Source organism: Pseudomonas sp. CYM-20-01, from assembly GCF_023169845.1.
Lineage (GTDB): Bacteria > Pseudomonadota > Gammaproteobacteria > Pseudomonadales > Pseudomonadaceae > Aquipseudomonas > Aquipseudomonas azotoformans.
In genome coordinates, this window is sequence record NZ_AP025169.1 from 2110210 (window position 1) to 2131484 (window position 21275).

Annotated in this window: 20 protein-coding genes; 10 read left to right on the forward strand and 10 right to left on the reverse strand. The window is 53.4% G+C overall.

Annotation, left to right across the window (positions count from 1 at the left end):
• Window positions 1-42: 42 nt before the first annotated feature.
• From rpsA to M2497_RS09520, 4 genes are all read left to right on the forward strand, one after another.
• Window positions 43-1734, forward strand: a complete 1692-nt coding sequence (rpsA, locus tag M2497_RS09505) for a 30S ribosomal protein S1 (RefSeq protein ID WP_012722933.1) — start codon at window positions 43-45, stop codon at window positions 1732-1734.
• 161 nt (window positions 1735-1895) lie between these two features.
• A complete protein-coding gene (locus M2497_RS09510; RefSeq protein WP_248487076.1) occupies window positions 1896-2180 on the forward strand; it encodes a hypothetical protein in 285 nt (94 codons plus the stop codon).
• A gap of 132 nt (window positions 2181-2312) precedes the next feature.
• Entirely contained in the window at window positions 2313-2609 is a 297-nt protein-coding gene (gene ihfB, locus M2497_RS09515; RefSeq protein WP_003218804.1) for an integration host factor subunit beta, read from the forward strand.
• 20 nt (window positions 2610-2629) lie between these two features.
• The gene (locus M2497_RS09520; RefSeq protein ID WP_248487077.1) at window positions 2630-2860 is read left to right on the forward strand and encodes a hypothetical protein; all 231 of its coding nucleotides are present in this window, start codon (window positions 2630-2632) and stop codon (window positions 2858-2860) included.
• A 62-nt stretch (window positions 2861-2922) separates the two neighbouring features.
• Here M2497_RS09520 and M2497_RS09525 read toward each other — a convergent pair whose 3' ends face one another.
• A complete protein-coding gene (locus M2497_RS09525; protein ID WP_248487078.1) occupies window positions 2923-3240 on the reverse strand; it encodes a hypothetical protein in 318 nt (105 codons plus the stop codon).
• A gap of 96 nt (window positions 3241-3336) precedes the next feature.
• Here M2497_RS09525 and M2497_RS09530 point away from each other — a divergent pair, with 96 nt between their 5' ends.
• From M2497_RS09530 to M2497_RS09555, 6 genes are all read left to right on the forward strand, one after another.
• Window positions 3337-4371 carry a polysaccharide biosynthesis protein gene (locus M2497_RS09530; protein WP_058424502.1) on the forward strand — a complete coding sequence of 345 codons (1035 nt, stop codon included), beginning with the start codon at window positions 3337-3339 and terminating at the stop codon, window positions 4369-4371.
• Window positions 4372-4374: 3 nt separating this feature from the next.
• The gene (locus M2497_RS09535; RefSeq protein WP_248487079.1) at window positions 4375-5493 is read left to right on the forward strand and encodes a capsular polysaccharide biosynthesis protein CapF; all 1119 of its coding nucleotides are present in this window, start codon (window positions 4375-4377) and stop codon (window positions 5491-5493) included.
• A gap of 68 nt (window positions 5494-5561) precedes the next feature.
• Entirely contained in the window at window positions 5562-6692 is a 1131-nt protein-coding gene (gene wecB / locus M2497_RS09540; protein WP_248487080.1) for a UDP-N-acetylglucosamine 2-epimerase (non-hydrolyzing), read from the forward strand.
• Window positions 6693-7958 (forward strand): glycosyltransferase family 4 protein, encoded by a 1266-nt coding sequence (locus M2497_RS09545; RefSeq protein WP_248487081.1) that lies wholly within the window; start codon window positions 6693-6695, stop codon window positions 7956-7958.
• A 43-nt stretch (window positions 7959-8001) separates the two neighbouring features.
• Window positions 8002-9015, forward strand: coding sequence for a glycosyltransferase family 4 protein (locus M2497_RS09550; protein ID WP_248487082.1), 1014 nt, complete (start codon window positions 8002-8004; stop codon window positions 9013-9015).
• A gap of 97 nt (window positions 9016-9112) precedes the next feature.
• Window positions 9113-11107, forward strand: a complete 1995-nt coding sequence (locus M2497_RS09555; RefSeq protein WP_248487083.1) for a nucleoside-diphosphate sugar epimerase/dehydratase — start codon at window positions 9113-9115, stop codon at window positions 11105-11107.
• 56 nt (window positions 11108-11163) lie between these two features.
• Here the strand turns inward: M2497_RS09555 and M2497_RS09560 are convergent, their stop codons facing one another.
• The 9 genes from M2497_RS09560 to rfbG are packed head-to-tail and all read right to left on the reverse strand — an operon-like array spanning window position 11164 to window position 21275.
• Window positions 11164-12381, reverse strand: a complete 1218-nt coding sequence (locus M2497_RS09560; protein WP_248487085.1) for a glycosyltransferase — start codon at window positions 12379-12381, stop codon at window positions 11164-11166.
• Window positions 12374-13171 carry a glycosyltransferase gene (locus M2497_RS09565; protein WP_248487087.1) on the reverse strand — a complete coding sequence of 266 codons (798 nt, stop codon included), beginning with the start codon at window positions 13169-13171 and terminating at the stop codon, window positions 12374-12376. The genes M2497_RS09560 and M2497_RS09565 overlap by 8 nt, the downstream gene beginning before the upstream one ends.
• 42 nt (window positions 13172-13213) lie before the next feature.
• A complete protein-coding gene (locus tag M2497_RS09570; protein WP_248487088.1) occupies window positions 13214-13858 on the reverse strand; it encodes a DapH/DapD/GlmU-related protein in 645 nt (214 codons plus the stop codon).
• A 55-nt stretch (window positions 13859-13913) separates the two neighbouring features.
• Window positions 13914-14897 (reverse strand): glycosyltransferase family 2 protein, encoded by a 984-nt coding sequence (locus M2497_RS09575; protein ID WP_248487090.1) that lies wholly within the window; start codon window positions 14895-14897, stop codon window positions 13914-13916.
• A complete protein-coding gene (locus M2497_RS09580; RefSeq protein ID WP_058424492.1) occupies window positions 14894-16204 on the reverse strand; it encodes a hypothetical protein in 1311 nt (436 codons plus the stop codon). Before M2497_RS09580 ends, M2497_RS09575 begins: the two co-directional genes overlap by 4 nt.
• Window positions 16201-17133 (reverse strand): NAD-dependent epimerase/dehydratase family protein, encoded by a 933-nt coding sequence (locus M2497_RS09585; protein WP_248487092.1) that lies wholly within the window; start codon window positions 17131-17133, stop codon window positions 16201-16203. The genes M2497_RS09580 and M2497_RS09585 overlap by 4 nt, the downstream gene beginning before the upstream one ends.
• Entirely contained in the window at window positions 17133-18848 is a 1716-nt protein-coding gene (locus tag M2497_RS09590) for a thiamine pyrophosphate-binding protein (protein ID WP_248487094.1), read from the reverse strand. The genes M2497_RS09585 and M2497_RS09590 overlap by 1 nt, the downstream gene beginning before the upstream one ends.
• A gap of 3 nt (window positions 18849-18851) precedes the next feature.
• Window positions 18852-20165: a lipopolysaccharide biosynthesis protein RfbH gene (gene rfbH, locus M2497_RS09595; RefSeq protein WP_248487096.1), complete on the reverse strand. Its 1314-nt coding sequence runs from the start codon at window positions 20163-20165 to the stop codon at window positions 18852-18854.
• Window positions 20166-20189: 24 nt separating this feature from the next.
• The gene (rfbG, locus tag M2497_RS09600; RefSeq protein WP_058424488.1) at window positions 20190-21275 is read right to left on the reverse strand and encodes a CDP-glucose 4,6-dehydratase; all 1086 of its coding nucleotides are present in this window, start codon (window positions 21273-21275) and stop codon (window positions 20190-20192) included.

A 21275-nucleotide genomic window follows, 5' to 3' on the forward strand; every position in this document is an offset into this window, starting at 1 on the left:
TGGAGATGGGCGTATTCTTCGCCCTTATCAACAGGAATTAAAATGAGCGAAAGCTTTGCGGAACTCTTTGAAGAAAGCCTAAAAACCCTGAACCTTCAGGCAGGCTCCATCATCACCGGTGTTATCGTTGATATCGATTACCAAGCTCGCTGGGTAACCGTTCACGCTGGTCTGAAGTCTGAAGCTCTGATCCCGCTGGAACAGTTCTACAACGATGCTGGTGATCTGACAATCAATGTCGGTGACGAAGTTCACGTTGCTCTGGACTCGGTTGAAGACGGTTTCGGTGAAACCAAGCTGTCCCGTGAAAAAGCCAAGCGCGCTGAATGCTGGATTGTTCTCGAAGCAGCCTTCGCAGCTGAAGAAGTGGTCAAGGGCGTTATCAACGGTAAGGTTAAAGGCGGCTTCACTGTCGACGTTAACGGCATCCGTGCGTTCCTGCCAGGTTCTTTGGTCGACGTTCGTCCAGTGCGCGACACCACGCACCTGGAAGGCAAAGAACTCGAATTCAAGGTCATCAAGCTCGACCAGAAGCGCAACAACGTTGTCGTTTCCCGTCGCAGCGTCCTGGAAGCAGAGAACTCCGCCGAGCGTGAAGCTCTGCTGGAATCCCTGCAGGAAGGCCAACAAGTCAAAGGTATCGTCAAAAACCTCACCGACTACGGCGCATTCGTCGACCTGGGTGGCGTGGATGGCCTGCTGCACATTACCGACATGGCTTGGAAGCGTATCAAGCATCCTTCCGAAATCGTCAACGTTGGCGACGAGATCGATGTCAAGGTTCTGAAATACGATCGCGAGCGCAACCGTGTTTCCCTGGGCCTGAAGCAACTGGGTGAAGATCCATGGGTTGCTATCAAAGCCCGTTACCCAGAAAGCACTCGCGTTACCGCGCGTGTTACCAACCTGACCGACTACGGCTGCTTCGCTGAGCTGGAAGAAGGCGTGGAAGGCCTGGTACACGTTTCCGAAATGGACTGGACCAACAAGAACATCCACCCTTCGAAAGTCGTACAAGTCGGCGACGAAGTGGAAGTTATGGTTCTGGACATCGACGAAGAGCGTCGTCGTATCTCCCTGGGCATCAAGCAGTGCAAATCTAACCCATGGGAAGATTTCTCTGGCCAGTTCAACAAGGGCGATAAAATCTCCGGCACCATCAAGTCGATCACCGATTTCGGTATCTTCATTGGTCTGGACGGCGGCATCGACGGCCTGGTTCACCTGTCCGACATCTCCTGGAACGAAGTGGGCGAAGAAGCTGTTCGTCGTTTCAAGAAGGGCGACGAGCTGGACACCGTTATCCTGTCGGTTGACCCAGAGCGCGAGCGTATCTCCCTGGGTATCAAGCAACTGGAAAGCGACCCGTTCTCTGAATACGTTCAGGACAACGACAAAGGCGCAATCGTTAAAGGCATCGTGAAGGAAGTTGACGCTAAAGGCGCCATCATCACTCTGGCCGACGATATCGAAGCGACTCTGAAAGCCTCCGAAATCAGCCGTGACCGCGTTGAAGACGCGCGTAACGTTCTGAAAGAAGGCCAGGAAGTAGAAGCCAAGATCATCAGCGTTGACCGCAAGAGCCGTGTAATCCAGCTCTCCATCAAGTCGAAAGACGATGCTGAAGAGAAAGAAGCCATCCAGAGCTTGAAAGACAAGCCTTCGGATAGCATCGCTGCTGGTCCTACCACTCTGGGCGACCTGTTGCGTGCACAAATGGAAAAACAGAACTAAGTTCTGTCAGACCATAAAAAAGGGCGACTTCGGTCGCCCTTTTTTGTGCCTGAAATTCGTTGAATCAACACCGAGAACCAAGGCGTATAGCCCAGTGTCAGAACTGACTATAGTCTTAAGTTAAAAGCGGTTCTTGTGTTGTGGCTTCAGTAAGGATTTGAATGAACAGGCTTATCGTAGTGCTCGCATTGGTAATGCTTGCTGGTTGCTCGGCCACCAGCGCCAAGACCCACGCCAAACGCGGTGTGAGTGGTATCGAGGTAGATTGCTCTGGCCTCGGCAACAGCTGGAGCAAGTGCGAAAAACGCGCGGCTCGAGAGTGCAAGATGCAGGGCTACAAGGTCATCACCCGATCCAGCGATGCCAGCGACGAAGAGGGTGACTATCTGTTCGGTTGGAACCCTGCCGGGGCAGTAACCCGCACTATGCTGGTCATCTGTAATTGAGGTCGGAATACGCCTATAGCCGGTTGCCATCTATCCTGCGGATAAGTTGTTCGGTGGGCTGTTCAAATTCATCAAGTCATGCTAAAACCTTCGAAGCGCTTTTCCTAGCTGCTTGAAAAAGAAGGGAAAAATATGACGAAGTCGGAGTTGATCGAACGAATTGTCACCCATCAAGGGCTGCTCTCATCCAAGGATGTCGAGCTGGCTATCAAGACCATGCTTGAGCAAATGTCCCAGTGCCTGGCGACCGGGGATCGGATTGAGATCCGTGGGTTTGGGAGCTTTTCGCTTCACTATCGCGCACCGCGTGTGGGTCGTAATCCAAAAACCGGCCAGTCCGTCAGCCTGGACGGTAAGTTCGTACCTCACTTCAAGCCGGGTAAGGAATTGCGTGATCGGGTGAACGAAGACGAGGAAGAGGGCGTCTGATCGACTTTCAGGAGAACGTTATGCTAAAAGCCAGGCGCTTTGTATCGGTTGTAGCTGTTTTGTTTTTCGCGCTCATTGTCGTGACTTTTGTGTTGGAAAATCAGCAAAGTACAAAGCTGTCATTTTTCGGCTGGTCTACCGTTGAACTGCCTGTTTCAGTTTTTACGACGTTGGCTTTGGTCGTGGGAATGATCATTGGGCCAGTGCTGGGGTTGATAGTGGGTCGTAAGATGGCTCGACAAAAGGCTTGATGTCTTTTCCTGCAGCATCCTGTTTTCTTTAGCGGCCGCAGCCTGAGCAGGATTTGAGACGTTTATCCTGTCATGTATGCCATGCCCTGCTGGTCTAGTGAAAAACTTGCGCATTTGTCTGCATTAATGCTCTCGAAAAGTCGGTCTGCGTTATTCTCTTGCACCGCTCGGGGCTTGCGCCCCTTCCCCTCAAGCCGCTGCCAAGGCGCCTTCTTACGCGACATGCATCCATGTTCGCTTTTGACTTTAAGGATGCAGGCCTTAAAATGGCCATCAATTTTCATCCCCTTCATCTTTAACTGCACCACACAAAGCTTATTTTTCGGGCTGTTTGCTAACGAGCTTCGACGTTTTCCTAGAACCTCTTCACCGTTGAGCATTCCGGGGCGGCATGTTGGCTTTGTTGGTCTGCAGGCATTGAGGTGATTGGCCGACTAGAAGCTTGTCGTGCTGTGCGCGTTGCTTTAGGACTTACTATGTTCAGCGGAAAAACGCTTCTTATCACCGGTGGTACCGGTTCATTCGGCAACGCCGTCCTCAAGCGCTTCCTCGACAGTGATATTGCAGAAATCCGCATCTTCAGCCGCGATGAGAAGAAGCAGGATGACATGCGCAAGCGCTATGCCGACACCAAGCTCAAGTTCTATATAGGCGATGTGCGCGACTATCAAAGTGTGCTCAATGCCACGCGTGGTGTGGACTACATTTTCCATGCGGCCGCACTGAAGCAGGTGCCTTCCTGTGAGTTTCATCCCATGGAAGCGGTCAAGACCAACGTTATCGGCACTGAGAATGTCCTGGAAGCCGCTATCCAGAACGCGGTCAAGCGAGTGGTTTGCCTGAGCACCGACAAGGCTGTCTACCCTATCAACGCCATGGGTATCTCCAAGGCGATGATGGAAAAGGTCATGGTTGCCAAATCCCGCAACGTAGATGATGCCAAGACCGTTATCTGCGGTACTCGCTACGGTAACGTCATGGCTTCGAGGGGGTCTGTCATTCCCCTGTTCATCGAGCAGATTCGTGCAGGTAACGCATTGACGTTGACCGACCCGAGTATGACTCGCTTCATGATGACGCTGGCCGATGCTGTGGACTTGGTGCTGTATGCTTTTGAGCACGGTCGCAACGGTGATCTTTTTGTTCAGAAGGCGCCTGCCGCGACAGTCGAGACCTTGGCCAAGGCACTGACCGCAATGGTCGGCCGGCCTGAGCACCCTATCCAGGTCATCGGTACTCGCCATGGGGAAAAGCTTTTTGAAGCGTTGTTGAGCCGTGAAGAAATGGCCTGCGCTGAAGACAAGGGTGATTACTACCGGATTCCCCCCGATCTGCGTGACTTGAACTATTCAAAATTTGTCGAGCAGGGTGAAGAGAAAATCTCCCGTACGGAAGACTATAACTCCCATAACACTGAACGGTTGGATGTGGCCGGCATGCAACGGCTTCTGCTCAAGCTTGAATTCATGCAAGCGATCCAGCGTGGCGAACTCGCTACGCCGGAGGAATAATTGATGAAGGTACTGATCACCGGGGCCAACGGTTTTGTCGGCAAGAACCTGATTGCGCATTTGACTGAGCGCAGTGATGTCGAGGTTGTCGTCTTTACCCGTGACAACAGCATCGCCCAACTGCCAGCGTTGGTTGCCGAGGTCGATTTTGTGTTCCATCTGGCGGGGGTCAACCGGCCCCAATCGTCCGATGAGTTCAAGGTGGGCAATACTGACCTGACTCTGGCCCTGTGCGACGCGATCAAGGCAAGTGGCAAGCTCACTCCTGTGCTCTACACCTCGTCGACCCAGGCTGACCGTGACAATCCCTACGGTGCCAGCAAGCTGGCTGCCGAGCAGGCATTGCACGACCTGCAGGCGAGCCATGGTTCCAGGGTTCATGTCCTGCGCCTGCCTAATGTGTTTGGCAAGTGGGCGCGACCTGATTACAACTCCGCCGTGGCGACTTTCTGCCATAACATCACCCGAGGCCTGCCGATCCAGGTCAATGATCGACAAGCGATGGTTAACCTGGTCTACATCGACGACGTGGTCGAGTGTTTTATCCGGGTAATGGATTCGGGTTTACCTCATGGCGCGGCGGCTCAGGTGAGCCCAATTTACAGCATTGCTGTCGGGGAACTGGCCGATCAACTGCATGCGTTTCGCGACAGTCGCGAAACGTTGATCAGCGAAGCTGTTGGCACGGGCCTGGTGCGAGCACTCTACTCGACCTATGTGAGCTACTTGCCCGTCGAGCAATTCACTTATGACGTTCCGAAATACGGTGACCCGCGCGGCGTTTTTGTCGAAATGCTGAAGACCAAGGACAGTGGGCAGTTTTCCTATTTCACTGCGCATCCCGGCATCACACGTGGTGGGCATTATCATCACAGCAAGACCGAGAAGTTTCTGGTAATCAAAGGCAAGGCCTGCTTCCGTTTTCGCCATATCGTATCGGGTGAGTTCCATGAGTTGTTCACTCAAGGTGAACAGCCTCGGGTGGTGGAGACAGTGCCTGGTTGGACTCATGACATTACCAATGTCGGCGAAGACGAGATGATCGTCATGCTCTGGGCCAACGAGGTTTTTGATCGTGAGCGGCCAGACACCTTTGCGATGCCGGTGGGTACTCAAGCCTGAGCATGAGCGCATCAGGCAATGCATGGCGCGAACAGCTCCGATGCCAATGATTCTGGAAGAGTGTTGAAATGAAAAAGCTGAAAGTTGTCACAGTCGTTGGGACTCGTCCCGAAATCATTCGCTTGTCGCGAGTGATTGCCAAGCTGGATGAACACTGTGAACACGTCCTGGTGCATACCGGCCAGAACTACGATTACGAATTGAACGAGATTTTTTTCCAGGACCTCGGTATTCGTAAGCCTGACCATTTTCTCAATGCAGCGGGCGCGAGTGGTGCGCAAACGATCGGCAATGTGATCATTGCGGTGGACCAGGTGCTGGAGGAGGTGCAGCCAGAAGCCCTTCTGATTCTCGGTGATACCAACAGCTGCATGGCGGTGATTCCAGCCAAACGCCGTAAAATCCCGACATTCCACATGGAAGCCGGCAATCGCTGTTTCGACATGCGTGTGCCTGAAGAGATCAATCGCCGCATCGTTGATCACACCGCAGACATCAACCTGACCTATAGCAGCATCGCACGTGACTACCTGCTGAGCGAAGGATTGCCGCCGGATCGGGTGATCAAGACCGGTAGCCCTATGTTTGAAGTGCTTAACCATTACCGTGATGGTATCGAAGCCTCTGAAGTGCTCGATCGCCTCAGTCTTGAGGCGGGCAAGTTTTTCGTGGTGAGTGCCCATCGCGAAGAGAACATTGATTCCGACAAAAACTTCCTCAAGCTGGTCGGCGTGTTGAACACCGTTGCTGCCCAGTATGACCTGCCGGTGATCGTGACCACACACCCTCGTACGCAAAAGCGTGTCGATGCGATGGGCGTAACCTTTCACAAGAATGTGCAATTGCTCAAGCCGCTGGGGTTCAAGGATTACAACAAGCTGCAACTGACGGCCAAGGCCGTACTGTCCGACAGCGGCACCATCAACGAAGAGTCATCGATCCTGAATTTCCCTGCACTGAATCTGCGTGAGGCCCATGAACGACCGGAAGGGATGGAGGAGGCGGCGGTCATGATGGTCGGCCTGGAGGTTGAGCGCGCCCTGCAGGGCTTGCAGCTCCTGGAAAGCCAGGCCGCTGGGGCGGAACGGACGTTGCGCTTGGTTGCCGATTACAGCATGCCAAATGTTGCCGAAAAGGTTGTGCGGATCATCCATAGCTACCGTGACTACGTCATGCGCACTGTATGGAAGCAATATTGATTGGACAGCCTCTCCCCGGAAAAACCACTGAAGATTCTGGTGGTCACCCAGTATTTCTGGCCCGAAAACATGCGTATCAACAACATGGTCGAGGGCTTTGTCGCCAAAGGTCATGAGGTGACCGTCCTCACGGGCGTGCCCAACTATCCGGAAGGGCAAGTCTTTGCCGATTTCCGGCGTGACCCTGCGCAGTTTTCCAATTATCGGGGAGCGCGAGTGATCAGGGTGCCGATGCTGGCGCGAGGCAAGAGCAATTTCAGACTGGCCATGAATTACCTCTCGTTTTTCAGCAGTGCCTCAATCATTGGCAGTTACAAGCTGCGTGGTCAGGCGTTCGACTCCATCTTTGTGTATGGCGTGTCGCCTATCATGGGGGCGATCCCGGCGCTGTTGCTTGGGCGCTTGAAAAGGGCTCCGGTACTTATATGGGTGCTGGATCTTTGGCCGGAAAGCCTCAGGGCGGTTGGGGTTATAGAAAACCCGAAGTTGCTTGGACTGGTTGGCAAGGTGGTGTCCTGGATCTACAACCGCACTGATTACCTGTTGTTGCAGTCACGTTCGTTCGACGAGAACGTCAAGGAGTACTGCACACGTGCAATTGATGCAGACCGACTGGTGTATTTCCCTAGTTGGGCTGAGGATGATTTTTCCGCAGAGCAGCAGGGGCCTTCGGAGTTGCTGCAGCGTGACGATGCTGTATTTACAATCCTTTTCGCCGGTAACATCGGCGATGCTCAGGATTTTCCAGCCATCATGGCGGCAGTCAAGGCTGTCGAGACCGATCTGCCGGTGCGCTGGGTGATTGTGGGGGATGGTCGGGCAAGCCAATGGCTGACCGAGCATGTGGCGCAAAACCGCATGGACAACGTGCTACTGCTTGGCAGACATCCCTTGGAGAAGATGCCTGCGTTGTTCGCCGTCGCGGACGCTTTGCTGGTTTCGTTGAGGACAAATGACGTTTTCGAGAAAACCATTCCAGGCAAAGTTCAGGCTTACCTGGCTTCTGGGAAACCTGTAATCGCCATGATCGATGGTGAAGCGGCCAACGTTGTTGAAGGATCGGGTGCGGGCATGGTGTGTCGTTCTGGCGATGCCCAGGGGTTGGCGCGTATCGTTCGCACCATGGGCGTCTTACCCAAGTCCGAGCTTGAGAGCATGGGCCTGTTGGGCAGGCGTTACTACCTTGAGCATTTTTCCAAGGACACCTTGTTCGATCGTCTTGAGGCGCTATTTAGAAAAGCGACCTTGAGGCGTAACCAACAATGACCAGAACCCTTTGCCCGTCTCTGTTTCAGGAATTGTTTGCGAAATGACCCTCTGGTTCGTGTTTGCCGCAGTACTCCTCGTATCACTTTTGTTGACCTGGGTACTGCGCCGCTATGCTTTGTCGCGTAGCTTGATGGACATTCCCAATGGTCGCAGCTCGCACTCGGTTCCCACGCCACGAGGAGGCGGGGTCGCAATCGTGCTGACTTTCCTGGTGGCGTTGGTGCTCGTTGCGCTCGCTGGCTGGGTCAGTTGGAACGCGGCCTTGCCATTGCTGGGGGCGGGGACTCTGGTCGCTGTGGTTGGTTTTCTCGATGATCACGGCCATATCGCAGCACGTTGGCGCCTTTTGGCCCATTTTTCCGCAGCCATTTGGGCGTTATGTTGGATCGGAAGGCTGCCGACGATCAGTCTGGCCGGGGTTGAATTGGACCTTGGGTGGTTCGGCCACGTGCTGGCGGCTCTGTACCTGGTCTGGATGTTGAACTTGTATAACTTCATGGATGGTATCGACGGCATTGCCAGCATCGAGGCCGTCTGCGCCTGTTCGGGAGCGTGCCTGGTTTACTGGCTGACAGGGCATGAAAGTCTCATGCTTGCGCCGATGTTACTGGCAGTCGCCGTGCTTGGATTCTTGTACTGGAACTTTCCTCCCGCGCGCATTTTCATGGGCGATGCGGGTAGCGGCTTCCTCGGTGTCGTAATCGGTGTGTTGTCGCTGCAGGCGGCCTGGGCGGCCCCTCAGATGCTGTGGGTCTGGCTGATTTTGCTGGGTGTGTTCGTGGTTGATGCCACCTTTACCTTGGGACGACGCCTGTTGCGCGGGGATAAGGTCTATGAAGCGCATCGCAGTCATGCTTATCAGTATGCCTCGCGCCAGGCCGGGCGCCACTTGCCGGTGACGCTGACGGTGATGGCGATCAATCTATTGTGGCTGCTGCCCATCGCTCTTTTCGTCGGCCTTGGTTTTGACGGTGTTCTTGGGCTGGTGGTGGCGTATGTTCCGCTTGTAGTGCTGGCGATCAAGTTTCACGCGGGCGAGTTGGAAAAAGTGTGATCATTGGTTGACGCTGGTGTTTGAAAAGGTTGCTGCACACGTACGTGACTGCCATTTTTTGCTGGCAGCGCTAGGGACTGAGGTATAAAAAGGGTTTATGGATAGTCTACGTGCCCGATTGGTGGGCTTGCCGCGCAGGCAAAAACGTTTCTTGCAAGTAGTGACCGACATCGTCCTGGTGTGGGGAGCACTGTGGCTGGCATTTGTCGTTCGCCTGGGGTTTGATGATCTTAACAACCCCTTCGTCGTGCATTTGTGGTTGTTTCTCAGCGCGCCGGTAATCGCTATCCCGTTGTTTATCCACTTTGGCATGTACCGTGCGGTCATGCGTTATTTTGGCAATGATGCGCTGATTGCAATCATCAAGGCCGTGAGCCTCTCTGCATTATTGCTGGCGCTGGTGGTGTACCTGTACAGCAATCACCAGACGGTGGTGCCGCGCTCGATCGTATTCAACTATTGGTGGTTGAGCATGGTCATCATTGGTGGCTTGCGCCTGGCCATGCGTCAGTACTTTCAAGGGGACTGGTTTACTGCGGCGCAACACGTGCCGTTCACCAATCGTGATGATGGCTTGACCAAGGTCGCTATCTACGGTGCCGGGGCCGCAGGTAATCAATTGGTGGCAGCCTTGCGGCTGGGGCGGGTAATGCGGCCTGTGGCATTCATCGATGATGACAGCGGCATCTCCGATCGGATCATCTCGGGGTTGAAGGTGTACAAGCCCAAGCGTATCCAGCAGATGATCAATGAGACTGGCGCGGAAGAGCTGTTACTGGCCATCCCTTCATCCACACGGGCTCGTCGCCGAGAGATACTGGGTTATCTGGAGGGATACCCGCTGCATGTGCGTAGTGTTCCCGGTTTCATGGATCTGGCTAGCGGGCGCGTCAAGGTCGATGATATCCAGGAAGTCGACATTGCCGACCTGCTGGGTAGGGACCCTGTACCTGCGCAGCCCGAACTGCTGGAGCGATGCATCAAGAATCGCGTGGTACTGGTTTCCGGCGCGGGCGGTTCGATCGGGTCGGAGCTTTGCCGGCAGATCCTTACGCTGGAACCCACCAGCCTATTGTTGTTCGACCACAGTGAGTACAACCTCTACTGCATCCTGTCCGAACTTGAACAGCGCGTTCAATCAGAATTGTTGAATGTGACGTTGTTACCCATCCTCGGTTCGGTGCGCCATCCGGACAAACTGCTGGATGTCATGAATACCTGGTCGGTCGACACGGTCTACCATGCGGCGGCCTATAAGCATGTGCCCATGGTGGAGCACAACATTGCCGAAGGCATTCTTAATAACGTGATCGGTACTCTCAATACCGCGCAGGCAGCGTTGCAGGCAGGTGTCGAGAACTTTGTGCTCATTTCAACCGACAAGGCGGTGCGGCCAACCAATGTCATGGGCAGCACCAAACGGCTGGCGGAGCTTGTGTTGCAAGCGTTGAGCAAGGAATTGGCACCGACGTTGTTTGGTGATGCGTCGAATATCTCGCGCGTCAACAAAACCCGTTTCACCATGGTTCGCTTTGGCAACGTACTGGGCTCTTCAGGTTCGGTTATCCCGCTGTTTCATAAGCAGATCCAGGCGGGAGGCCCTTTGACGGTGACTCATCCGAAGATAACCCGCTATTTCATGACGATTCCCGAGGCGGCGCAACTGGTTATCCAGGCGGGTTCGATGGGGCAGGGCGGCGACGTTTTCGTGCTGGATATGGGTGAGCCTGTGAAGATTGTCGAGCTTGCTGAAAAGATGGTTCATCTCTCGGGCTTGAGTATCCGCTCCGAGAAAAACCCGCACGGAGATATCCTGATTAATTTCAGTGGGCTGCGTCCGGGTGAAAAGCTGTATGAGGAGTTGTTGATTGGCGACAATGTAGCGGCTACTCGTCATCCAATGATTATGCGAGCTAATGAAGAGCTTCTGGGGTGGGAAGTACTCAAGGCCAGGTTGCACGGGTTATTGGCGGCTGTCGAGGAGGGCGATTTTGCGCTCGTCAGGCAACTCTTGAAAGAAACCGTCAGTGGCTATAGCCCGGAAGGTGAGATCGTCGACTGGATGCACATTCAGCGACACCGTGAAGTCTGATCATCTGGTGGACGCTCTGATGGGCCTATTTGGAGGCCCATCAGGTAAAACTTAAGTTAAAGCTTCCAGAGTTTTTTGTTCAGTCTGAAGCTCGATAGGTAGACGAACAGTCTCGATATGTTCATGAACCTGTTAGGGCCTACAGTGTAAAGAACCACCTTTAGCAACGAGTTGATGATCTGAAGCTTTCCAGAGTGATTTTGTGCGTCACCAAATCCTGCCGGTTTGTATGGCCCGCCTTTTTCGAACAAGTAGTTCTTCTTGGCAAATTGGTAGACAGGGCCGCTCGCATCGAACGGCTCATGCTCGGCAGGCAGTTCATCCAGTACGGCGGCGTAGGCCCTTCTCAGCGTGGGCGAAATGTATTTCCCATCGCTCATATAATCAAAGGCATAGGCTGCGTTGGAAGGGAAGGCTGAAAAGTTGGACAGCCGTTCCTTGTAATAGAAGCTGACCTCCAACAGATCTTCACGTTTTTCTTCTCTTCCCGCAAATGCTCGTTTGCTCAAGCGTTCCGGATTCTTCTCGTCAAACGAACTGAAGTGGAAGAAAACCAGCGGGAACTCTCCATTTACCGTATAGCCACCCTGGCCGTCAGGGGCGAGGGTGCGCTCATGGCTATTCCAAAAAGCCATGTTGTAGCCAAGATTGAACGATACGTGCAGGGTCGGGAAGAAGCAGGGGGCGATGCTGACCCACTTCTGGTCGGTGGAGAGGCCAAACTGAGTTTCGAAATAGCAATGTTCCAGACAGCGTTCATTCCACCACTGGAGAAAGCGTATGCCTTCTGACGTGTTTGAAACTGCGTAGAAGCCCAGATTGAAGGAGCCAAAGCGCAGCATCCCGACATCACCCTCGACATGAGGCGTGACGTAGTGGGGCGTTAGAATGATGTCACGCGTACCGAGTTCGTCCCATAGGCCATCGAGGCGGCTGAAAACGCACGTGTCGGGGTCGAGGAAGATAACCTTCTCGTGTTGCTCAAGCAGCTGCAAAGTGATCCAGGGCTTGAGACTGGTACTGAACTCCACGATGTCGTATTTAAAGGCGTAGTGCTGGACATTTGGCAATCCGATCTCTTCAACCCAATGGAACTCTGCCAGGTGGGTAGGGAGATCCATCTCGACCTTGCGATCAAAAATATAGATCTTCAGTTTAGGCTGACCGAATTTAACCAGCGACTCGGCCAGCACCAACGCTTTGGACAAGTAAGCCAAGTTGCACACAGTAAAAATGGCTGAGCGCTCGACGGTCATGCCTTTTTCATCAGTCACGTTTAAATATTCCTAATGTATTGATTACTCTGACGAGGATCTGAGACGTGCAGTAGAGGGTCAGTAATCTTGTGATTCTGAGCGCGAAGCCGAACTGACAGCTCGCGAGCGCAGAAAAAATAAGTTTCAGGTTCGAAGATACCGTGTCTTTTATTCTGGACCATGAATACGCCCGCATTGAATACGTACGGCCAGCAATTCGGTAGCGACTGTCAGCCTGCTCGGTCACATGATCAAAGCCAGGTGTGGCGCCACAGACGCCGATTCGATAGCCTTTATTCAATGAATCCAGGCACAGCTTATAATCCACGCTGTCGACAAAGTAGCTGCAATCCATCCAGCCGAGAGCGCTGAGTTTATCCAGAAAATAAAGACTGCCGCTGTTGATCAGTAGGGGGACATCCCGGACTGACGCGTTTCCATCGGCCTTGAAAGCGATCGCGCTGAACGCAGTGTAAGCGTCGAGGTTGTCGGTATAGTTTTTTTCGACATGGGCCAGTGTTTCTTCGTTGAACCCCGTGTCCTGATCAAAAAACAGAAGTGCCGAGTGGCCCTGTTGATAGGCATTGGCGCATACCGTTGAAATACCGATGCCCAGCCCCAGATTTTTACCACAGGTAAAATAGTGGATCTGCGGATGATGTTCGGCGAATGCCCGCACGCTGGCATTATCAGGTGAATTGTCGAATACATAGACTTCAAACCCGTTTGCCGAAGTCAATTCAAGCCTGTGCAGTAATTCAACGCCGGCGTGATAGACAACAATCCCTACAGCAATCTTACGTGTCATGCCATACCTTTGATATGTGGAGCCGCCCGTACCCGGTCGTGTTTATACACTTAACCATTTGCTCTCTTTATCGCTCCATACTTTCACAACCCTGGCAGGGCAGCCCACGGCAATGACGTTGCCTGGGATATCTTTGGCAACAACGCTATTGGCACCGATGATCGAGCCACTGCCAATGGAGGTGTTCGGCAATATGACGACATTGTCCCCGATCCACACCTTGTCGCCAATGGTCACAGGGCCGCTGCTGGACAGCTTTCGTTCGAACGGTGTTTCGTAGGGGCTGGACTGGTCCTCCCCCGAGTATGCGCCGTGGGAGTGGTCCGTGATATGGATCTTGCTGCCCATCAACACATCGTTGCCGATGGTGACCTTGTTACAACAGGCGATATGCAAGTGGTCGCTGGCAGAGAAATTTTCGCCGATTTCGATATGGGGTTGATAGGCAAAGCTGATGTACTGAGCGATAGCATGTAACCAGAGCCCTTCACCGACTCTAAAGTTATTGCCCAATGTGATGTGTTCCAAGCCAAAGACCTTGGGCGCGCGGCCAAGGTAAGCACGGCGCCCCGCTCTGGGCAGGGTGCGAAGGTGAATGAATGCACGCCACACCAATAGCGCTCGACCTGCCAGGAGCGGAATAATGAACAGATGGTGTTGCTTTAGTTTCTTAAGGACGTATGACACTGCAGTTTACTCGTGCTGGCATGCATTGACAGATAAAAGCTGAGTGCAAGGTAACCTAATCGCTTGGTGAGGACGGTGTGTTATGCGTTCGTCGCAGGTGAAGCTCGATCAGAGCTTTTAGTAATGGCTGCGGAAAAACAGATATCGCCATAACTATCCAACTCGGGTAGTTTATCGCTAACCTCAGGACCTTCCGATATTCCCTGTAGACACGGTAGTTTAACAATCCTCGCGACCTCAGCGAAATCATGCCTTTGATAGTGAAAGCGCCTGACACTTCGCCAAAACGGGTGCATGCCGTGAGCTTACTTGCGAGTGAATAACTGACAGGCAATGAAAGGATAAAATTTACCCAACTGGTCAGGCCGATTTTGAAGATCTTGTCGGTGTGGGCCCAGCTGGTTTTGGACAGTCGCTTGTTTTCAAGCGATGTAATGGATACTTGATGAAGCCAGTGGATCATGAACGGTCGGCGTGCAATGGATTCGAAGATGATCCCCGTTTGTATGAAGTTGGAGTCGGTGTAACGGGGGAAGTTGGCGTTCGCTATCATCGACTTATTGTAGATCAGGCAGCTCATGCAGCTCATCAAACCGCCAAGGTCTTCGAGTAATGTACTAGCATCTTGATAGGTGGTGTTTGGAATATTGATTTTTCCCACCAGATTGACCAGCACAGCATCGTATATTTTATCAGTTGATAGCAGGTTCAACACAGTTTCAATATCGTTTGCATGAATTTTTGACGTGTCACCTAACAGCCACGTGTATTCCGTAGTTGAAAGCATGAGTGCGTTTCGGAAGTTTAAATCGGCTCCCAGGTTTTCACTGTTTCGTGAGTAGTGCAGCAAAGGGTATTCGGCTTTCCACTTATCAACGACTATTGCCGTGTCGTCGGTCGAAGCATTATCAGATATAAATATTTGAATATTATGCTGTCTGAGCACTGGTATGTGTTCAGCCAACGAGCAGTCAAGAAAATCTGCACGGTTATACGTGGGCAGAGCGATCGATAACAACGGGTTAGGTTGCAGACTCATGGCGACGGCCTTTTGAATGATCGGAAAATCCAGTAAACCCATGGCAGGACAAGTAGGTAGGCACTGACGAAGCCGGAAAACAGGTATTCGAATGGAAGGTATTTTGCAGCCAGCCATGTCGTGATCGCGACATAAAGCCCATTGGCCACCGACACCACCACGAGCGGCTCTTTTTTGTGTGCCCTCATATAGATGGCCATCCCATTGATGGCCAATTGTAGCAACCAGCCTACGCTGACCATGAGCAATGAGGGCGTCGGCAACAGACGATTTTCTACAAGAGGATGGCCTTTCATAAGCCACGTGAAGGTGAACAGCGCCACCATCCCCATGATGTAAGTCAGGATGGACAGTGAAATTCCTTTTTTGAAAATGCTGTTCAACTGTAGGGTGTTGCTCTGCGCCGCGAAGATATTTATTTTCGGTGTGATAATGGTTATCCAGATATTGGCGATACTGAACATGGCCATACAAACAGCAATCGACAAGCCCACCTGACCGGCCTGTACTGCGCCGTGATAGCTGAAAGTGAGTGGTGTGAAAATCGATAGAACGAAATATCCGCTTATCCAGCTCAAAGCAAACCGCCACATGAGCGGCATGATTTCCTTGAACCACGGATGGCTATAGAGCCGGGCCAGCCTATACAGTTGACTGAGCATGGCCTTGTAGCGGCGAAGGATGATCATGGAGCCAACCAGCGCGCTTGCCAGTAAAGAAAAGGCCAGTGCATAAAGGTCTGCACCGGTGATCAGCAGGCCGACACTGACCAGCACACTGATGATGCTGATGTGAAAACGAATTTTTTGAATATCGCCTACGCTGTCGCACCCCTCGATAAACGACAACGCAATGCTGTTTATAAAAACCAGGACTGAGGCTGCCCCATAGAGTAGCCAAGGGAGCTGCCAATTGAGAGCGACGCTCTTGCCACTGAGCACATAGTAACCCATCGCAAGTACGGCTGGGAAAACGACCAGTGCCATTGCAGTTGCCCATCTCATGGCAAAAGACAACAACGTCGCGAGGCGGCTGATATTTTCAGCAGGGCCAGATAGCTCTTTCTGGTTATTGAATTTAAGGTGAGCAAACTCATGGGAGGCGAATAAGAGCAATACCGCAGAGAATCCCATATCTGCAAACACGGCGAGTGCAGCCATGCTGATAAACGTATACCAATATCCTTGCGCTTCAGGTGATAAATAGATCGGCACCAGTATCAGCAGGGCTGGTCCAGAGAGCAGTCGCCAAAGTTGATTGATTGCAGTATTGCGGAAGTCGTGGTTGAGTATTTTTTTAAGATTCATTTGAAGAATTGGGCGCGTTCGATTTCATGTGTCAACCCATCAAGAGAGTTGAAGTAGGGTCGATAGCCCAATGTCGCTGCCACTTTGTTCTCGGAGTAGTAGTGCTGCTTGGTGCCGGTGGCATTGACTGCTGGCGGCGCGCCCTCGACAGTGAACTGCAAGCCAAATTTTTTGTGAAGATGATTCAGGATTGAAAATTTGTCGGTAGGGCCCTTTGTATAGCAATCAACAGCCAGGTTGATATCACCGCTACACATCAGCGCATTGACTATCAAGCTGTAAAAGTCGACAGGTGTTATGTAGTCGCGATACATATTAAGCGCAGAGGTTGTCAATACGGTGTTTTCATGAATAGCGCGAAGTGCGTCTGTAATGAAATAACGCGCGCTTAAGTCTTGCGATTGACTAAAGTAATTGAATACCCGCACATCAATAATATTGAGGTCTGTATAAGTTCGGTGACGTGCCTCAGCATAGAATTTTGCTATCGCATACCAATCCGTTGCTTTCAGGTTGTTCAAGTCGAATAAAGCAAGGCTTTGAGCGTTTACGGGGGCGTCAAAGTTGCAGCCATAGGCTGCACCACTGCTGAGGAACAGATAGCGGCATTTGTTATTGGTCTTAAGGTAATCCAGAGCTAGTTTGTCATATACATCGGTTACTTCAAAAATGGTCGACCCCATTTTTACTGCCAGTGCCGGATCGCCCACACCGACAAAATTGATGATCGCGTCAAAGTGGGTCTTGGTATTAAAGTCGGCGTACTGGAAAACATTGACTTTTTTCTTTTCTGCCGATGTCAATACGGATGTATCGAGTTTGTTCTTGTCGCGCAAAAACAGGCTCAGTCTGCAGTCCTTATTCGCTACCAGGGAGCGGATCAGGTCTTTGGCAATTTGGCTGTTTGCGCCAAATATTGCGATATGCATCAGCGTGGCATCCGAGGTTTTTCAGGCAGTTGCTCATCGATCGATCGACCAAACTCAAGCCGGGGCCGACACTCCCGTGCGTCGGGCATCATCAATTCGATTAGTGCAGGCCGAGGTGACTCAACAAATGATCTGACCTGCACCGTAAACGCATCGTGTGTAGTGACCACTACGGACTCAATGCCATAGGCTTCGCCAATGGCTTTGAACTGAGAGGTGTAGCCATTCCAGTAGGTCGACGAGTTACGCCCCTCGAAATACATTTCCTGAAAGCCGCGCACCATACCCAGCGAGTGGTTGTTGAATACGATCACCAGTACGGGCAGCCGGTCGCGCGCGATGATATCCAGCTCCTGGATATTGAGTTGGGCACCGCCATCACCCGTGATGACAATCACAGGTTTTTGGCCAGCATTGCATACGCCTATGGCGGTTGGAATCGCAAAGCCCATGGTGCCCAATCCACCAGAGTGATGCATGGATTGGCCACGGCTCAGGCGCAGTGTATGGGCGGCCCACATCTGGTTGTTACCCACATCTGCAACATAGTCGACGGCGAACCCTTTGGTCTCCTTGGCCAGAGCCGAAAAAATCAAAAAGGGACTGACGGACCAGTCGGCGTATTCGTCGACGAAAGTGCGCTCGAAATCGTTTTGTAACTGAGTCGTCCACCCAAGCCATGCTGCATTTTTCGGCAGTTTGGACAGAGTAAATCTGGCGAAAAATGTATTCAGTTCCATCACATGGGACGCATGCGCCTGAACCCGATTGTTCAGTTGCCCTTCCATCAGGTCGATTTGCACGATCCTGGCCTTACGCGCGAAGTCATCAGGTTTTGCGCCCGTTTGGCGAACATCCATGCGGCTGCCCAGCACCAGCAGGAAATCACAGTTCTGCACTGCGTAATTGGCAGCGCGCGTTCCATAGGCACCTAGCATGCCCAGGTAATTGGCGCTTGCCGGGATCTTTTCCGCCCCTTTCAGGCTGGCGACAAAGGGAATTCCTGATGTTTCCAGTTGTTCGAGCCATTGCGCGAAACTACGCGTATTGACAGCGCCTCCGCCCAGCAAGATCAGCGGTCTCTGCGCAGATGCGAGTGCGCTGACAATCGCTTCGACATCAGGCGCGTGCAGCTCAGTTGCAGCTTGTTCGGCTCGAGGGGCCAGCAACGCTTGTACCTGTGCGTCATCAAGTTCTGCTCGCTGTATATCCATCGGAATATCCAGCAATACCGGGCCGGGGCGTCCTTCCCTGGCAATATCAATGGCTTGTTGCAAGCACGGCAGCAACTCGTCGACATGGCGGATCTGATAGGCGTACTTGGTAATGCTGCTGACCAACGCCACACTATCAAGCTCCTGGAACCCTTGCTGGCGTATGTTTCTGTCGCCTTTGAGTTCGTAAGTGTTGACCTGCCCTGTCAGGAAGAGACAGGGGTGGCTGTCAAGCCAGCAATCGGCGATGCCGGTGATCAGGTTGGTGGCTCCGGGACCACTTGTGCCCAAGGCTACGCCGAGTACTTCGTGGTGCGTAGCACGCGCGACCGCGGATGCAGCGAACGCCGCCGCTTGCTCATGGTGAACGGAAACCAGCTTGGTCTTGCCCAACTGGTTGATACTGTCAACCAGGTGCGTGATCATCCCGCCGATCAATTCGTAACCATACAGAACCTTGTTCTGTGCAAGAACCAGCGCTACCGCATCCGATGCTTTCATTGTTTAGAAACCAATCCCGAAGAACTCTTCCAGCTTCTCACCGACAAAATCGAAATGCTCCTGGCCCAGCGCCGGCTGCACGCCGAGCCAGAAGGTCTGGTTCATGGTGCGGTCGGTATTGGTCAATTCGCCAACCACGCGGTATTCCAGATTCTGGAAGTAAGGCTGGCGGGTCAGGTTGCCGGCGAACAGGAGGCGTGTGCCGATTTTGTGCTGGTCAAGGTACTTGAGCAGGTCGACACGCTTGACGCCGCTGCTTTCCTTGAGTGTTACCGGGAAGCCGAACCACGATGGGTCGCTGTTGGGTGTTGCCTCGGCGATTTCGAGGAATTCGGACAGGCTGGACAAGCGCTCTTTGAGCAGCACGAAATTGCGCTTGCGCGTGTCGATGAAGTCCTGGGCGCGTTCGAGTTGCGCCAGGCCGCAGGCGGCCTGCATATCGGTGATTTTCAGGTTGTAGCCCAGGTGCGCATACACGTACTTGTGGTCATACCCTTGAGGCAGGCTGCCATATTGCTGGCCGAAACGGTCGCCACAGGTGTTGTCGCAGCCTGGCGCGCAGTAGCAGTCACGGCCCCAGTCGCGGAACGACTCGGCAATCACTTTGAGCATCGGGTTGTTGGTGAACACCGCGCCACCTTCGCCCATGGTGATGTGGTGCGCCGGGTAGAAGCTGAGGGTGGCGATATCACCGAACGTGCCGACCAGCTTGCCATCATAGGTTGCGCCCAGGGCGTCGCAGCAGTCTTCCACCAGCCACAGGTTGTACTTTTCGCACAGCGCCTTGACCTTGCCCAGGTTGAACGGGTTGCCCAGGGTGTGAGCCAGCATGATTGCCTTGGTTTTCGGCGTGATGGCGGCTTCGATCAGGTCGGCATTGATGTTGTGGGTGGCCATGTCGACGTCGACGAACACCGGGATTGCGCCAAATTGAACGATAGGGTTGACCGTGGTCGGGAAGCCCGCTGCCACGCCAATCACTTCGTCGCCCTTTTTGATCGCCCGCTCACCCAGTTTGGGCGAGGTCAGGGTGCTGAAAGCAACCAGGTTGGCGGAAGAGCCGGAGTTGACCGACAGCAGGAATTTGACACCGAGGAATTCAGCCAGCTTTTTCTCGAATTCAGCATTGAAGCGGCCGGTCGTCAGCCAGCCGTCCAGGGAGGCCTCGACCATCAGTTGCAACTCTCGCGCCCCGATCACTTTGCCGGACGGCGGGATAACGGTCTCACCGGCCACGAACGGCTTGCTCGCCAATGCGACCTTGGCGTATTGCTCGACGAGCTTGCTGATTTCCTGGCGGAGCATATCGGGTGTCATGAAAAATCCTGCTAAAAAATAGAGTTAGTTGCTGTTGGCACGCATGGCGAGCATGTAGGCGTCGATTTCATCCAGGCAATGGGCCTGCATGTCGTTGCCGCTCAACCAGGCACGATGCCAGGTAACAATCCGGGCGAGCGTGGTTGCAAGGTTCCAGCTGGGTGTCCAGTGCAGGTGTGCGCGCGCCTTGGAAATGTCCAGCTTGAGGTAGTTGGCCTCATGCGGCTGCGGGTCCTGGTCCAATTGCCAACTGGCCCCTGTGCCCCAGGCCTGAACCATGTGATCAAGGATCCATTCCACCGGGCGTGCGTCTTCATCCTTGGGGCCAAAGTTCCAGCCCTGGGCAAAGTGATGCCCTTGGGTCCAGAGGTGTTCAGCCAACACAAGGTATCCACTGAGTGGCTCCAGCACGTGTTGCCACGGCCGGGTGGCCTTCGGATTGCGTATTGTGACGGGCTGACCCTTCTCGAAGGCACCCAGAATATCAGGTATCAGCCGGTCTTCTGCCCAATCGCCGCCGCCAATCACATTGCCCGCCCTGCCGGATGCCAACGCTGCGCCTTGCGGATGGTTGAAAAACGACTTGCGGTAGGCGCTTGTGATCAGCTCCACACAGCCTTTGCTGTTGCTGTAGGGATCATGGCCGCCCATGGGTTCGTCTTCACGATAGCCCCATTCCCACTCACGGTTCTCGTAGCATTTGTCGGTGGTGACGTTGACGATAGCCCGCAGGTTGGGACATTGCCGCGCAGCCTCCAGTACGTGCAGGCTGCCCATCACATTGGTGGCGTAGGTCTCGACCGGCTCGCGGTAAGACAAACGGACCAATGGTTGCGCCGCCATGTGAATCAGCACGTCGGGATTAAAGCGCGTCATGCTTTGGGTGATGGCCGCCAGGTCGCGAATGTCGCCCTGCTCCGACTCCATGCCTTCGGCCACCCTGGCCTCGACGAACAGGGCAGGGTGGGTTGGCGGCGCCAGGGCAAAGCCCTTCACCTGTGCGCCCATGCTGGTCAGCCAGAGTGACAGCCAACTACCCTTGAACCCGGTGTGGCCGGTCACGAAGACTCTTTTGCCTTGCCAAAAGGCAGGAGAAACGGTCGACTTCAT

Excerpts from the sequence above, each read along its gene's own strand:
- rpsA (WP_012722933.1), top strand. The coding sequence starts at position 43 with ATGAGCGAAAGCTTTGCGGAACTCTTTGAAGAAAGCCTAAAAACCCTG.
- M2497_RS09510 (WP_248487076.1), top strand. The coding sequence starts at position 1,896 with ATGAACAGGCTTATCGTAGTGCTCGCATTGGTAATGCTTGCTGGTTGC.
- ihfB (WP_003218804.1), top strand. The coding sequence starts at position 2,313 with ATGACGAAGTCGGAGTTGATCGAACGAATTGTCACCCATCAAGGGCTG.
- M2497_RS09520 (WP_248487077.1), top strand. The coding sequence starts at position 2,630 with ATGCTAAAAGCCAGGCGCTTTGTATCGGTTGTAGCTGTTTTGTTTTTC.
- M2497_RS09525 (WP_248487078.1), bottom strand. The coding sequence starts at position 3,240 with ATGCTCAACGGTGAAGAGGTTCTAGGAAAACGTCGAAGCTCGTTAGCA.
- M2497_RS09530 (WP_058424502.1), top strand. The coding sequence starts at position 3,337 with ATGTTCAGCGGAAAAACGCTTCTTATCACCGGTGGTACCGGTTCATTC.
- M2497_RS09535 (WP_248487079.1), top strand. The coding sequence starts at position 4,375 with ATGAAGGTACTGATCACCGGGGCCAACGGTTTTGTCGGCAAGAACCTG.
- wecB (WP_248487080.1), top strand. The coding sequence starts at position 5,562 with ATGAAAAAGCTGAAAGTTGTCACAGTCGTTGGGACTCGTCCCGAAATC.
- M2497_RS09550 (WP_248487082.1), top strand. The coding sequence starts at position 8,002 with ATGACCCTCTGGTTCGTGTTTGCCGCAGTACTCCTCGTATCACTTTTG.
- M2497_RS09555 (WP_248487083.1), top strand. The coding sequence starts at position 9,113 with ATGGATAGTCTACGTGCCCGATTGGTGGGCTTGCCGCGCAGGCAAAAA.
- M2497_RS09565 (WP_248487087.1), bottom strand. The coding sequence starts at position 13,171 with ATGACACGTAAGATTGCTGTAGGGATTGTTGTCTATCACGCCGGCGTT.
- M2497_RS09575 (WP_248487090.1), bottom strand. The coding sequence starts at position 14,897 with ATGAGTCTGCAACCTAACCCGTTGTTATCGATCGCTCTGCCCACGTAT.
- M2497_RS09580 (WP_058424492.1), bottom strand. The coding sequence starts at position 16,204 with ATGAATCTTAAAAAAATACTCAACCACGACTTCCGCAATACTGCAATC.
- M2497_RS09585 (WP_248487092.1), bottom strand. The coding sequence starts at position 17,133 with ATGCATATCGCAATATTTGGCGCAAACAGCCAAATTGCCAAAGACCTG.
- M2497_RS09590 (WP_248487094.1), bottom strand. The coding sequence starts at position 18,848 with ATGAAAGCATCGGATGCGGTAGCGCTGGTTCTTGCACAGAACAAGGTT.
- rfbH (WP_248487096.1), bottom strand. The coding sequence starts at position 20,165 with ATGACACCCGATATGCTCCGCCAGGAAATCAGCAAGCTCGTCGAGCAA.
- rfbG (WP_058424488.1), bottom strand. The coding sequence starts at position 21,275 with ATGAAGTCGACCGTTTCTCCTGCCTTTTGGCAAGGCAAAAGAGTCTTC.